The 13,500-nt window shown below is 39.0% G+C and carries 12 protein-coding genes; 9 read left to right on the forward strand and 3 right to left on the reverse strand.

Annotated elements, in window-relative coordinates; all coding sequences use genetic code 11:
• Positions 1-97 precede the first annotated feature (97 nt).
• The 5 genes from ACOWPH_RS14820 to lepB all read left to right on the forward strand — a co-directional run bounded on the left by ACOWPH_RS14820 (position 98) and on the right by lepB (position 5,090).
• Entirely contained in the window at positions 98-595 is a 498-nt protein-coding gene (locus ACOWPH_RS14820) for a LysM peptidoglycan-binding domain-containing protein (protein ID WP_015216143.1), read from the forward strand.
• A complete protein-coding gene (locus ACOWPH_RS14825; RefSeq protein WP_015216144.1) occupies positions 592-3,018 on the forward strand; it encodes a tetratricopeptide repeat protein in 2,427 nt (808 codons plus the stop codon). Before ACOWPH_RS14820 ends, ACOWPH_RS14825 begins: the two co-directional genes overlap by 4 nt.
• Before the next feature lie 219 nt (positions 3,019-3,237).
• A complete protein-coding gene (locus ACOWPH_RS14830) occupies positions 3,238-3,852 on the forward strand; it encodes a hypothetical protein (RefSeq protein WP_015216145.1) in 615 nt (204 codons plus the stop codon).
• Entirely contained in the window at positions 3,845-4,351 is a 507-nt protein-coding gene (locus tag ACOWPH_RS14835; protein WP_015216146.1) for a nucleotide exchange factor GrpE, read from the forward strand. Before ACOWPH_RS14830 ends, ACOWPH_RS14835 begins: the two co-directional genes overlap by 8 nt.
• Positions 4,352-4,517: 166 nt before the next feature.
• Complete coding sequence (gene lepB, locus ACOWPH_RS14840) at positions 4,518-5,090, forward strand: signal peptidase I (protein ID WP_015216147.1); 573 nt, start codon at positions 4,518-4,520, stop codon at positions 5,088-5,090.
• Between the two features lie 203 nt (positions 5,091-5,293).
• Here lepB and ACOWPH_RS14845 read toward each other — a convergent pair whose 3' ends face one another.
• Both ACOWPH_RS14845 and ACOWPH_RS14850 read right to left on the reverse strand, forming a co-directional pair.
• A complete protein-coding gene (locus tag ACOWPH_RS14845; RefSeq protein WP_015216148.1) occupies positions 5,294-5,827 on the reverse strand; it encodes a ComEA family DNA-binding protein in 534 nt (177 codons plus the stop codon).
• 14 nt (positions 5,828-5,841) lie between these two features.
• Positions 5,842-6,216 (reverse strand): NINE protein, encoded by a 375-nt coding sequence (locus tag ACOWPH_RS14850; protein WP_015216149.1) that lies wholly within the window; start codon positions 6,214-6,216, stop codon positions 5,842-5,844.
• Between the two features lie 377 nt (positions 6,217-6,593).
• On the opposite strand from ACOWPH_RS14850, the gene ACOWPH_RS14855 reads away from it, so the two are divergent.
• Both ACOWPH_RS14855 and ACOWPH_RS14860 read left to right on the forward strand, forming a co-directional pair.
• On the forward strand, positions 6,594-7,553 hold the full coding sequence (locus tag ACOWPH_RS14855) for a J domain-containing protein (protein ID WP_042465248.1): 960 nt from the start codon (positions 6,594-6,596) through the stop codon (positions 7,551-7,553).
• Positions 7,554-7,777: 224 nt separating this feature from the next.
• Positions 7,778-10,234 carry a CHAT domain-containing protein gene (locus ACOWPH_RS14860; protein ID WP_244887708.1) on the forward strand — a complete coding sequence of 819 codons (2,457 nt, stop codon included), beginning with the start codon at positions 7,778-7,780 and terminating at the stop codon, positions 10,232-10,234.
• 139 nt (positions 10,235-10,373) lie between these two features.
• On the opposite strand, the gene ACOWPH_RS14865 is transcribed toward ACOWPH_RS14860, so the two are convergent.
• On the reverse strand, positions 10,374-11,279 hold the full coding sequence (locus tag ACOWPH_RS14865) for a CoB--CoM heterodisulfide reductase iron-sulfur subunit B family protein (protein WP_015216152.1): 906 nt from the start codon (positions 11,277-11,279) through the stop codon (positions 10,374-10,376).
• A 244-nt stretch (positions 11,280-11,523) separates the two neighbouring features.
• On the opposite strand from ACOWPH_RS14865, the gene acpP reads away from it, so the two are divergent.
• Together acpP and fabF are read left to right on the forward strand one after the other, a co-directional pair.
• A complete protein-coding gene (gene acpP, locus ACOWPH_RS14870; protein WP_015216153.1) occupies positions 11,524-11,775 on the forward strand; it encodes an acyl carrier protein in 252 nt (83 codons plus the stop codon).
• 150 nt (positions 11,776-11,925) lie between these two features.
• On the forward strand, positions 11,926-13,173 hold the full coding sequence (fabF, locus tag ACOWPH_RS14875; RefSeq protein WP_015216154.1) for a beta-ketoacyl-ACP synthase II: 1,248 nt from the start codon (positions 11,926-11,928) through the stop codon (positions 13,171-13,173).
• Positions 13,174-13,500: the final 327 nt, after the last annotated feature.

The raw sequence follows: 13,500 nt of genomic DNA on the forward strand, positions 1-13,500 counted from the left end.
ATGAAGCCGAACATTTGTTAATTGAACTGCAACCAGATGTACAGAATTGGCTCAATCAAGACTTACTCAATAACAGCATTGTCACAGGACTCACACGATGAATACTAAAATTAATTGTCCTGTCTGTGGATATCAAGATATTGAAAACAATATTTGTCCTAACTGTGATACCGACCTTTCCTTAATTCGCACACTCCAAGAATTACCACTGATAGAAAAAAAATCCCTCAAAAGAAAATTTAGCGGTTGGACATTAGCAGTAGCTTTATTAATGTTAATTATAGGTATGGGTTTGGGTGTGGGAAGTAGTTTGATAATCGTGCAATCTGGTCTATATAATGCAACTATTTCAAACTCTAATACAACAGTAGTTAATAGCATTAAATCAACAGCAAATAAGCCCGTCACACAACCAAATATTTACACTGTTAAACCTGGAGATAATCTGAGTTTGATTGCTTTAAAATTATGTGGTCAAGGTGGTACTTGGGAAATGATCGTTAAAGCTAATCCCGAACTAGAAAAACGGAAAAACTACTATATAGATCCGGGGGAGGAGTTGAAAATTCCTAACTGTCAGGAGAAAACTGAATGAGTATCTTTGATACTATAAAGGAGGCCAGCCAGCAAGCAGAACAATTCGCTCTCAAAAAGCAACTGCGAGAAGCTGTAACTACTGCGGAAACAGCCCTGAATATGTGGGCAGAAGCACCAAGTTTTTGGGAAGTATTACTTGGTAAAATATTAATTGGTAATCTTGTAGACAGGTTGCAAAAACAATTAGTAGAGTGGCGAAATCAAGTCACAGAGGCAGATAAATTGGCTGCTAGGGCTAATTTGATTTTGAGGAATGATACAGGTGATCCGTTCGTCACTAAGGGCATATCTGATGCGATCGCACTTTATCGACTATATAGTATAATTATTGAAGATGAGCAAATATTATACTCGATTCAGCAATGCCAACAGGAACTGCAAAAGCGCAAGCAGTTTCAGGAATTGGTGAAACAAGCACAGTCACAGGCTGAAAATTACTTCTTTAAAAATGCGATCGCTATTTACCAAGAAGCTGAGAAATTATACATCACTGAGTCAATCAAACAAGCCTTTGCTGATGCTTTAAGCCAAGTTTCCCAAGAAGAAAGTTATAAATCTATTTTTCGCAAGGCAAAGCGAGCAGAGTCTAAAGGCAAATTACAGGAAGCGATCGTACTTTTAGATTCCGCTTTAACTAATTTCCCTCGTGCGGACGGAATTGCTTTACTCCAAAAACTCAAATCTATAGTCAAAGGTAGAGAACTATTTCGGCAAGGTTTAGCAGCAGAAAAAGCAGGTTTTTTTCCAGCAGCTAAATCTCTATATGAAAATGCTCAATCACTTTTACCAAATCCTCAAGATTCCCAAATCCGCTTAGGTATAGTGGCAATAAAAATGCAAGATTGGGCAACTGCACTATCTTATTTACAAGGTTTATCAGGACAACAAGCTGCTTATCTGCGCGGTTTTGCACTAGCTCAACAAGCAAATTTACAGTTAGCTTATTGGGAATGGCAAAATGTATCTGCGGTATCAATAAATGAGCAAAAAACAATTATTCAGGACGTTTTTCAGTATCAATTTTCATTATCTTTACATAATATTGAAGAGTTAGTCAAGTCTAAACAATGGGAGAAAGCTAAAACAGCAAGTAGGGAATTTATTCAAAAATTTGGTGCTAACGCTTTGGTTGAAAATAATCTGAAAGAACATATCCAGCCAAGTTTAGAAGCCGCAGTTTGGCAAGATTCAGATTGGGAAAATATTGCTCCTAAAATGGAAAATATCTGGATTGCTAATCCCAATATTACCACATTACATAACTGGACAGTAGCAACTTATTACCATGCTCAAAGCAATCCTGATAAACTGATTGATTTAATTATTGCCTTATACACTGCCATAGCCAATTTAAGCTCTGATCCTAGTCTCCAAAATATTCCTTGGTTAGGAAATAAAGCTGTGGATTTTAATTTTTTATCTTTAAAATTAAAACGCCGTTTAGAAGCAGCAATTGATAATATCAAAAATACCAATATTGAAAATTATTTAAATTTGTGCGATTACTTACGCTGGCAAATAGTTGCTCTCAGATTTATGGGAGAACCTGCTAACTCAGGAATGCAAATTAATGATGTATTTATCACACCTGGCTGTTATCACAAATTTAGTTCCCAATGGCAGAGTACCATAGTATATAAAATACATTCTAGTCAAAAAATTCTCCATTCTCTTTATACTCATTGGGGATTAGCTGTGGCTGCTTGTTTAGAAGGAGATAGGCAAAGAGCAATTCAACTTAAACCGACAAATGACCATACTATTGAAGTTGAACAATTTGCTAACAATTTTGTTGCTTATCATGAAGGTTGTTATCATCTACAACAACAAAAATGGCAAGCAGCAATTACTCCTTGGCAGCAAGCAAAAGCAGAAATTAAAAATAATCAAGATTGGCAACAAGAAATAGATAGACTTTGTAATTTACATCGTCAAGTTATATTAGAGTTTCAAGAACATTTAGAATTTTCTCAATTTTGGTATGATATTATAGATACTCAGTCTGCTAGTAGTTATTTGGCTGAGTACCAAGCAGAAGAAGTCAGACAAAGACTTATTAATAAAGAAATTTCTTTAAAACAAGCTTTGAAAAAACTTCAGAAACTTAAAAATATTGATAGTAATAATCCAGTTGTCAATGACATTATAGAAAATGTTGAATTTGATCAGGAAATAGAAGAAATTAACCGCTTATTTAAAACTCGGAAACATGAAGAAATGGTGAAAAAAGCTAGAAGTTCAAAGCGTGATAAAGTTCGCTTTATTGTCGCTGAATTCTTTATAGATTTATTAATTAAAGGTGTAGAAGAAGGTGGTTTAAATGACCCAGAAGTAATGCTACAATTAGGGCGTTGGGCTTATGAAATCTGTCCAGATGAACCTGCGTTTCAAGAAGTTTATCGGAGACTAAAATTTTGTTAAAGATTTTGTAAGGAGTCAGGAGTCAGAATACTTAATGAAATGAAGAATAGAGAGAAGTGAGATTTTATCAAAATTATCAAATTTGACCAAAAAAGCTTTATTCTCCTGACTTTTGTATTCTCTATCCTGAATACTTACAAGATTTTTGAGAACAACTTAGAGATCGTATTGCAATATGCCTCTACCATACAGCTTTATTTATACCCTTGTAATTAAATTATGGAAAATAACCCCTACGATATTTTAGGTGTATCTCAAACCGCATCAGAAGCAGAAATTACTAAAGCAGTAGCGGTTGCTATGAAGCGCAAGCAATATCCGGTAGATGTAATTGCTAAGGCACAAAAAAGCTTGATCAAATCAGAAGAAAGAATTATTGCTGACTATCTGCGTCCGATATTGCCGACTATTAAGCGATTTAAGTATACTGATTTGACAGTTTTGACTAAACCTGCTCCTACTTTAGTATTATTATCAGAATTTGACGGTTTGGATGATGCGATCGCACAAGCTACCCAACAAGAAAACCTAGAGAGAGAACCTTCACAGATTCCGTTATCACAACTATTCACAGAAGGAGTGACAGCTTGCAAAGAGGGAAGTTACCCCAAAGCGATAAAATATTTAGAAGACTACGGCCAAGGTTGTAGAAACCGCAATAGCCAAAATTATCTACAAGGTATGATGTGGCTGATTAAAGCCTATCAGATGGATGGACAATTACAAAAAGCGATCGCTCTTTGTGAGTCGCTGAGTAATCATACTCACCCCCAAGTCAATACTTGGGCTAACAAAATCTTAGCAGTATTATCCAAAGAGATAACCCGTGTCTGACTTAACTCCCACCTATTTTATCAGCCAAGAATTGCGTGATTTGCTCATGCACCAAATTGGTGAAATCAAAAAAGAAAATGTTACCTTACAGCAATCATTACGAGAACAACAAACTCAAACAGCATCCGAAACTGAAGATTTATTTTTAGAACTTTTAGAAGTTGCTGATGCATTAGAAGCTTTATTAACTTATTTGGAAAATAATCCCAGTCCTAGCCCAGAATTCATAGAACGCTTACCCTGTTCTGTAGCCGCAGTGAATCGAAAATTTTTGAGTGTATTAGGAAAACGTCAACTTATACCTATAGAATTACAAGCAGGGATAGAACCAGATTTTAACTTATGTCGTGTAATTGATCGGGAAGAAAGAACTGATGTTCCAGATCAAACCATTACTAAAATAGTCCGTCGTGGCTTTCGTTGGGGTGAAAAAATTCTGCGTCCCACAGAAGTAATTACCGCTAAAGTAGAATCAAGTTTAGATGGTAATATAAATTAATTCATAATGGGCTACGTCCCGCTGCGCTAACGTAATTCGTAATTCGTAATTATTTCCTCTTCCCTCTTTCCTTCTTCTTTGTATGAGTTCGCACAGAACTAAAATGACTAATAATTCTACCTTGAGAGTCACAGTAGTCCCAAATTTAAACTAGCTACAAAATTCTATGCTTCCCCCTGAAAATAATATTAAAGAAACTTCCACATCTTCAAAAACATGGCGTGCTTGGCAGGAAAATCTCACTTTAGTAGCGATCGCACTAACTTTAGCATTGCTGATTAGGACATTTATCGCCGAACCCCGGTTAATTCCATCAGAATCAATGTACCCCACCTTACACACAGGCGATCGCTTAGTAGTCGAAAAAGTATCCTATCGGTTTCATCCTCCCAAAACTGGTGATATCGTCGTTTTCAAATCACCTCCAGAACTGCAACGTCGGGGATATGAAGCAAACCAAGCTTTTATCAAACGTGTCATTGGGATGCCGGGGGAAGTGATTAGTGTAGCCAAGGGAAAAGTTTACCTCGACGGTCAACCCCTACAAGAAGAGTACATCGCAGAACCGCCAAATCAGCCATTTGCACCCGTGACAGTTCCAGAAAATGAATTTTTTGTCATGGGAGACAACCGAAACGATAGTAATGACTCTCGCTACTGGGGCTTTTTACCCCAAAAAAATCTCATCGGTCGTGCAACTTTTCGCTTCTGGCCTTTCGACCGCATCGGGTTAATTTAGGTATTGCTAACTGAGGTAAGCTGTTGTGCATTTAATTTGTATAAGTCAGGCGGGCAAGATGCCCACCCCACAAGATTTAACAATTTTAGGATTATAAAATTTAGGTGCGTAACAGCTTAATGGGGAAATGAGGAGAAATCTATCTATCTTTCTCCTTCTGCCTCCTGACTCCTGACTCCTGACTCCTGCCTTCTGCCTCCTACCTAAAACCGCAGATAATACATTAATTGAGCGATCGCATCCCCAGATAATTCTAGTCGTTGCTGAAAATCAACCAAATTACGGTACGGCCCCGCAGTGAGGCGATTTTGTACCACCGCTTGGGCTAAAGATGAATTTATAAAAGGAATTTTTGCCAGACTCTCTGCCGTTGCTGTATTTGGATTAACCAAATAAGTCGGCTGATCTATAGATTCATCGTCATAATAACTAAAATTTAGCAGTGGTTTTAGTGGCTGCACGCGCTGTACTGGAACACACAAAGCAGCTGCAATATCTTCAATACAATAGAACCTCACACCAGAACGAGAGAGTTCGACTAGCGATCGCCCTTGATGAATCGACAACCCCGGTAAACGTAGCCAATCATCAACCGTTGCTTGATTAGCATCAATACACATTCCCAACTGTGCAGCCATCTGAATTTCTTCCCCAGACTGTAAACGATAGTAGGGATCATTCAGCAGCTTAACGCGGAGTTTTTGCAATTTCAGATTTAAAGGTAGCCAGTTATTCATTATTATTGCTTGCGTCAAGAAATCTGGTCTAGCATCTGGCGACGTTTTTGCTCGAATTCATACTCAGAAATTAAACCATCTTGGCGGAGAGCGTCTAACTCACGTAGAGCATTAGCTATGGATTCTACTTGATTACTAACCTGTTGTGAAGCCTTGGCTGTTGACTTACCGAAATTAAAATTTCGGTTAAAAGCTTCTTCATCTTGAGCTAAATACCAAACTCCCTCAATAGCACTAGCTACCTTAGGAATTGGTGTCCAAGACAACAAAACATACAAAATTCCCCAGAATGGTTGTCCCAGGTAAAATTTATGTAATCCTGAGATTGTCAGTGTACCAGAAAAGGCTAAGATAGCAGCAATACTTCGGTTTTTATGTTTAGTTAACATTATCGTTATCAGTCTCCAAATTCTATAATTTCTAAGATAAGACAGCCATATTAGCAAACCTCATTCATAAATTCAGTTCGGTCTAGTTTAGATGCAAAATATATACAGCAGAATTCAGAAGTCAGGAATAAAACTGGCTTGGTGTCTGGCTTTGAATTTAGATTCTATACCTCATCGATCTGCAATCTGCTATATCTAAATCCATTGTAGGCATTAATTGTGATCTCTATCAGCTATCCCTGACGTACTAGGCACATTAAAAATACCTAACTACAGATAGAATAATTAAACGCTTTGTAGCAATTCACCTGATTAACAAAAATTCTGCATTTAGCTTTGATAATACCTTAAAGCTCTTATTTGCAAATATTAAAATGATGTCACAGAACTCCCTGCCACCAGAAGTACTTGAATTACTGATTGACCCCTATGCTGTATTGGGAGTTTCTGTGAATGCCGATGAGCGTCAAATTCTTAAGCGCTATCACGCTTTGGCTAAACAGCTACATCCTGACAACTATGTCAACAGGGATGATCCAAACCATGAATTAGCCACAATAGTATTTACGAGATTGATTAACCCAGCTTATCAGCAATTAAAACAGGTAAAAACAAGGTTCAAAATACTAGGGGAGTTGCGATTAAAAGCAGTATCCTTGGATCAACAAACAATTTTAGAACTTCAATCTGCCATCAATTTGCAAATCATGCCACTGTCTTTACAAGAGACTAATATTGTTTATGAACAAGCGATAGCTGCTTATGCAAACAAGCAATATCAATCACTTCAAAAAATACATCAAGTAACTCAATATATCCTGCGACTGAATCTAGTTTACTTATCATTGCACAAAAAAAATAGCCTTCAAGCGCCACCATTGCCAGCAATATCAACATCCACAGCATCCGTCTCTATTGTCCCTCGACCAAGTGTTCAAAAAACCGAAATTAAATTACCTAAAAGTAAAGAAAAAGACTCTAAACCTGTTTCTATAAATTACGCTCAACGTCATTACGAACGAGCCGTCGAATATGGACAGCAGGCAAAATGGGCATTAGCTGTACAAGAACTGCGTGACGCTATTAAACTAGAGCCAAATAATAGTGATCATTACGCTTTATTAGGTGTAATACACTTCCAACAGAACTTCCCAGGAATGGCTAAAGTTTATATACGTCAATCCTTAAAACTCAACCCAAAGCAACCACTAGCTTTGAAATACGCTGGAATACTCAAAATTCAAAATGCTGAAGAAGAGACTAACCCTAAATCAATTGGGAAAGCTTTGAGTCTGGCTGCTTTATTAAGTCGGTTTATATCCGGTAATCATTCATGATTGGAGGTACGAAGATCAAGGTAATTGCAATATTTAATTAATAAATAAAAAGCAAGAATAAAAATCAGGACTTACTCAACTGGCATATTAGTAGGAGATATAATGCAGATATGATTATTAATAGGGTAATATTTAAATATTTTTGTTTAGGAATATTAGTTACTTTGCTGACTCTATTGCAAGTAAATAAAAGTTTTTCGTTCTCACTGCCTATAGTAACAGCAGTGACTACAGAAATTACTTCTCCAACTTCATTAGTAGAAGCTGGAAAGCAAAGCTATCAATCGGAACAGTTTACAGAAGCGATCGCACTTTGGCAACAAGCCACAGAGATATTTGCCAAAAAAGGTGATACCCTCAACCAAGCAATTGTACTCAGTAATTTAGCCTTGGCATATCAACAGTTAGGCAAGTTACAACCAGCAAACGAGGCTATATCTCAAAGTATAAATTTACTCAGTAAAAATCAGAAAAACCCACCTTTCTCCCTCTTAGCGCCAGCATTGAATATCCAAGGAAATCTGCAACTATCTCACGGAGAAGCAGAAACGGCACTTACTACCTGGGAAAAAGCCGCTGATATGTATAAAAAAGCTGGAGATCAAACAGGAGTCAACCGCAGCTTACTAAATCAAACTCAAGCTTTGCGATCATTGGGACTATACCCCCGTGCTAGGAAAACTTTAGAGCAAGTAAGCCAAAACCTGCAAGCACAACCAGACAATATGTTAAAAGCATCTAGTTTGCTGAACTTGGGTGATACTCTGCGGGTGATGGGTAATTTAGAAAAATCCCATGAAATTTTACAACAAAGTTTAGTGATAGCTCAAAAATTAAATTCCCAACCGGAAATCGCCGTCACATTACTCAGTTTAGGCAACACTGCTTTTTCTCAACAACAAATTCAAGCAGCTTTCAATTATTATCAACAGGCAATATCTGCATCCACTTCACCTACAATAAAACTCCAAGCCCAACTTAATCAATTACGTCTTTACATAAACACCAAAAAATTGGTAGAAGCTAAAGCTTTAATCACCCAAATTCAGCCTCAAATAGAAAACTTAACTCCTAGTCGCACCAGCATATATGCAAAGGTAAATTTTGCCCAAAGTTTGCAAAAAATTTATCAAAACACTGCTCAAAAACAACTTGCTGCCAAAACTCTGGCCACAGCCGTCCAACAAGCTCAAACTATCAGCGACACAAGGGCAGAATCTTACGCTTTAGGTTATTTGGGTGGAATGTATGAACAAAATCAACAATGGTCGGAAGCTCAAAAACTCACTGAACAAGCCTTAAATCTTTCCCAAACCAGTAATGCTGCCGAAATCAGCTATCTTTGGCAATGGCAACTCGGAAGAATTTTTCAAGCCATTGGCAACTCGGAAAAAGCTATTGGTGCATACGATGCAGCAGTGAAAACCCTGGCGTATATTCGTAAAGATTTAGTTGCCGGGAATAGCAATCTTCAGTTTTCCTTTCAGGAGAGTATAGAACCTATTTATCGAGAGTTAGTTGGTTTATTACTGCAACCTACAAAAATAAAAAATACCAAAGATATCAGTCAATTGAATTTGACAAAAGCCCGTGATTTGATTGAATCTTTAAAAGTAGCAGAATTAGATAATTACTTTCGGGAAGATTGTCTCACAAGTCAGATTGCCAAAGTTGATCAGATAGATCCCCAAGCTGCAATTATATATCCGATTATTTTGAGCGATCGCTTGGAGATGATCATTTCTGTCACCAATCAACCTCTACGTCACTATACCACAACCATCCCCCAAGCCGAACTAGAGAAGAATTTACTAGAAATGCGATCGTCCCTTAGACCCAACTTAGGAAACAAACAACGTCTAGCGATCGCTCAAAAAGTATACAATTTACTCATCCGCCCCACAGAAGCAGATTTAGCTGCCAGCGACATCAAAACCCTAGTATTTGTCCTCGATGGCGTGATGAAAAACCTACCCATGGCAGCACTTTACGACGGAAAGCAATATCTAGTAGAAAAATACAGCCTAGCTCAAACACCAGGTTTACAACTACTTTCTCCCCAACCCCTACAACAACAACCCCTCAAAATACTAGTCGGTGCTATCAGCGAAGCCAGACAAGGTTTTTCCTCATTACCTGGAGTAAGCGTAGAAATTAAAGGTATCACTTCAGAGATTCCCACTCAAGTCCTATTTAATCAAACATTCACCAGCACAGACATCCAAAATCTCATCCGTGCGACACCCTTCCCCATAGTTCATCTTGCTACCCACGGTCAATTTAGTTCCAATGCACAAGATACCTTTATTCTCACCTGGGATAATCGTCTTAACGTTAAAGATTTAGGCGAACTACTGCAAACAAGAGAACAGGATACCAATAATCCCATTGAATTATTAGTTCTTAGCGCCTGTCAAACCGCCCAAGGAGACAACCGCGCCCCACTAGGAATAGCAGGTGTAGCTGTTCGTTCTGGCGCACGTAGTACTCTAGCAACACTATGGTCTGTAGATGATGAATCTGCCGCTGAGTTTATGGTGGAATTTTACCGCCAATTAGCCAAATCTAAAGTAACAAAAGCTGAAGCTATCCGTCTTGCTCAATTAAAACTACTCAACCAGCCAGAATACAGAAATCCCTTCTATTGGGCTCCATTTGTGCTGTTAGGAAATTGGCTTTAATCTCCTTGTTGATATTTATTTGTTGGGTTTCGTTTTATGCAACCCAACCTACAGTGCTTTAAATAAAACTCGCATCAAGTGTGAAACTAGGAAGATGAGGTAATGGACAGAAAATAAAAACTTACCCATTACCCATTACCTAAAATCCCAATTTTTCTAAAACTGGTTTTGTGGAAACAATATGTCTGTCTAAACCCAATTCTTGCGGACTAACTCCTAAAGCTAAAGCAATTAATTGAGGTAAATGTAAAATCGGTAAACCTAATTTTTTCTCAATTACTTTTTCTACCTCTGGTTGACGAGAATCTAAATTAAGATGACACAAAGGACAGGGTGTCACAATACAATCAGCACCATTTTCTAAAGCGTCTTGAATATGCATTCCTGCCATTTTAAAAGATTCATTAGTGGCATAGCTAGATAAAGGCCAACCACAGCATTGAGTACGACCACGATAATATACTGGTGTTGCCCCTATTGCCCGAAACATATTTTCCATCGCTTCAGGTTGGAAGGGGTCATCATAGGGCATGGATTTTTGAGCGCGGAGGAGATAACAGCCATAAAAAGCTGCACATTTGAGGTTAGATAATTTGCGGGTAACGCGATCGCTAATTTCCTCTAAACCATAATCTGTGACTAAGGCGTAAAGTAGATGTTTAACTTCTGTACTGCCCCGATAAGGTGAACAACCTTCTTTTTGCAACAACCCATTAACTTGATTCAAATAAGCGGAGTTACTTGACTGGCATTCTTTCAAACGTTCATCTACATGACCAATTACACCTTGACAAGTGCTGCAATGAGTCAAAAGGGGTAAATTTAATTCTTCTGCTAAAGCTATATTTCTGGCATTAACCGTATCTTCCAATAATTGGGAATCTTCTTTAAACGTACCTGAGCCGCAGCAAGCAGCTTTTTTTAATTCAATAAGTTCAATACCGAGTTTTTGGGTAAGTGCCTGTGTTGATAAATAAAGCTCCCGACAAGCTCCTTGAGCCACACAACCTGGGTAGTACGCGTATTTGAGCGATTGAGATAGCATATAATTTTTAAGAGGGAATAGAGAATGGGGAACAGGAAATAAGAGTTTTTAGATGGCAATTTATACCCTAACTTAAACATACCACTTAATAAAAGTGGGGATTTTTTAGTCCCGGATAGATAACCGGAAATAGGAAAAACCCTGAGAAGTATACGGGTGATCACGCTTTCCGATAAGATATATATGCTCAAAAAACGTTTCCCGTAAAGAGCAGATCATAGCAACTGGTTAAGGACTTTTATCTATGAGCCAAGCAGATATTTTTGAAAGGGTTAAAAAGGTCATCGTTGAGCAACTAGACGCTGATACTGATAAAGTTGAACCAAATGCTTCATTTACAGATGATTTAGGGGCTGATTCCCTAGATATCGTGGAACTGGTAATGGCTTTGGAAGAAGAATTTGACATCGAAATTCCTGATGAAGCTGCCGAAAAGATTTTAACGGTTCAAGAGGTAGTAGACTACATCAGCAATAACGTTGCTGCGTCTGCCTAAGAGTTTTGAGGGACTGGGTATCAGGGGCTGGGGACTGAGAAATATTGAATTTTGAACTGTTCCTAATTTTGATACCAATTATCCTTCATCCCTCATCCCCAGTCTTTCTATTGTTCTACCTGCTGCTTTTTCGCCACCTTTAACTGAATCATGACAGACTATAAACGTAAGCGCGTTGTTGTAACTGGTGTTGGCGCGATTACACCTATTGGTAACACACCAACCGAATATTGGGAAGGATTGCTAAATGGACGCAATGGCATTGACTTTATCACTGCCTTTGATGCCTCTAAACATGATTGTCGCATTGCGGGTGAAGTAAAAAACTTCGATCCACATGACTATATGGAGCGCAAAGAAGCCAAGCGCACAGATCGGTTTGCTCAATTTGCGATCGCAGCGGCTAAACAGGCTATATCAGACGCAAAATTAGTCATCAATGACCTCAACGCCGAACATATAGGTGTCATGATCGGCTCAGGCATTGGTGGTATTAAAGTGTTGGAAGACCAGCAAACAGTCTACCTCAATCGAGGACCAGACCGCTGTAGTCCATTCATGATCCCCATGATGATCGCCAACATGGCAGCAGGATTAACAGCCATTCATACAGGTGCTAAAGGGCCTAATTCTTGCTCAGTCACAGCTTGCGCCGCTGGTTCTAACGCCATTGGGGATGCCTTTCGCCTAATTCAAAATGGATATGCCCAAGCCATGATTTGTGGCGGTTGTGAGGCAGCTGTGACACCATTGTCTGTAGCTGGATTTGCCGCAGCTAGAGCGCTGTCAACTCGTAACGACCCTAATTATGCTTGTCGTCCCTTTGACAAAGATCGAGATGGCTTTGTCATGGGTGAAGGTTCAGGAATTTTAATTCTCGAAGAATTAGAACACGCCCTCAATCGTGACGCTCGTATTTATGGAGAAATGGTCGGCTATGGCATGACTTGTGACGCTTACCACATGACTTCCCCAGTCCCCGGTGGTTTAGGTGCTGCTAGAGCTATGGAACTGGCACTTAAGGATGGTGAACTCACACCATCAATGGTCAGTTACATCAACGCTCATGGAACCAGTACCCCAGCCAATGATGTCACGGAAACAGCAGCAATTAAAAAGGCTCTGGGCGATGATGCCTACAAAATAGCAATTAGTTCCACCAAATCTATGACCGGGCATCTGTTAGGTGGCTCAGGTGGAATTGAAGCAGTGGCTACAGTTCTAGCGATCGCTAATGACCACATTCCCCCCACCATCCATCTAGACAATCCCGATCCAGGATGTGACCTAGATTATGTCCCTCACCTGAGCCGCGCTCAAAAAGTAGAGGTAGCACTATCCAATTCCTTTGGATTTGGTGGTCATAATGTCACCCTGGCTTTTAAAAAATACGTCTAATTAGGGAATAGGGAAAAGGTGACAGGAAGAAGCAGGTAGCAGGGAGCAGGGGAGAAGGGTTTTTCCTAATGCCCAATGCCCAATGCCTAATGCCCAATGCCCAATGCCCAATCACCAATTACCCTGCCTGAAATGAACATTGGAAAGTATCTCAGATATCATTCCTATCAACATTAAGGGTTCAGCATTACCAAATTATCAGCCTTATTCGTCACCACAAACTCAGAAGATCCCGCTTGTCCATCTACAGGTAGGAATGGGATGATGAGAATGGTGGGATCGCTGTATATGACCCCAGCAAGAAAAAGCTACAAAGAGTGTTAACCC

The organism is Anabaena sp. PCC 7938 (genome assembly GCF_049315035.1).
GTDB classification, from domain to species: Bacteria; Cyanobacteriota; Cyanobacteriia; order Cyanobacteriales; family Nostocaceae; genus Anabaena; species Anabaena cylindrica.

Coding starts and splice junctions, on each gene's coding strand:
- fabF (WP_015216154.1), top strand. CDS start 11,926: ATGACAGACTATAAACGTAAGCGCGTTGTTGTAACTGGTGTTGGCGCG.
- ACOWPH_RS14850 (WP_015216149.1), bottom strand. CDS start 6,216: ATGTTAACTAAACATAAAAACCGAAGTATTGCTGCTATCTTAGCCTTT.
- ACOWPH_RS14865 (WP_015216152.1), bottom strand. CDS start 11,279: ATGCTATCTCAATCGCTCAAATACGCGTACTACCCAGGTTGTGTGGCT.
- ACOWPH_RS14855 (WP_042465248.1), top strand. CDS start 6,594: ATGTCACAGAACTCCCTGCCACCAGAAGTACTTGAATTACTGATTGAC.
- lepB (WP_015216147.1), top strand. CDS start 4,518: ATGCTTCCCCCTGAAAATAATATTAAAGAAACTTCCACATCTTCAAAA.
- ACOWPH_RS14825 (WP_015216144.1), top strand. CDS start 592: ATGAGTATCTTTGATACTATAAAGGAGGCCAGCCAGCAAGCAGAACAA.
- acpP (WP_015216153.1), top strand. CDS start 11,524: ATGAGCCAAGCAGATATTTTTGAAAGGGTTAAAAAGGTCATCGTTGAG.
- ACOWPH_RS14830 (WP_015216145.1), top strand. CDS start 3,238: ATGGAAAATAACCCCTACGATATTTTAGGTGTATCTCAAACCGCATCA.
- ACOWPH_RS14845 (WP_015216148.1), bottom strand. CDS start 5,827: ATGAATAACTGGCTACCTTTAAATCTGAAATTGCAAAAACTCCGCGTT.
- ACOWPH_RS14820 (WP_015216143.1), top strand. CDS start 98: ATGAATACTAAAATTAATTGTCCTGTCTGTGGATATCAAGATATTGAA.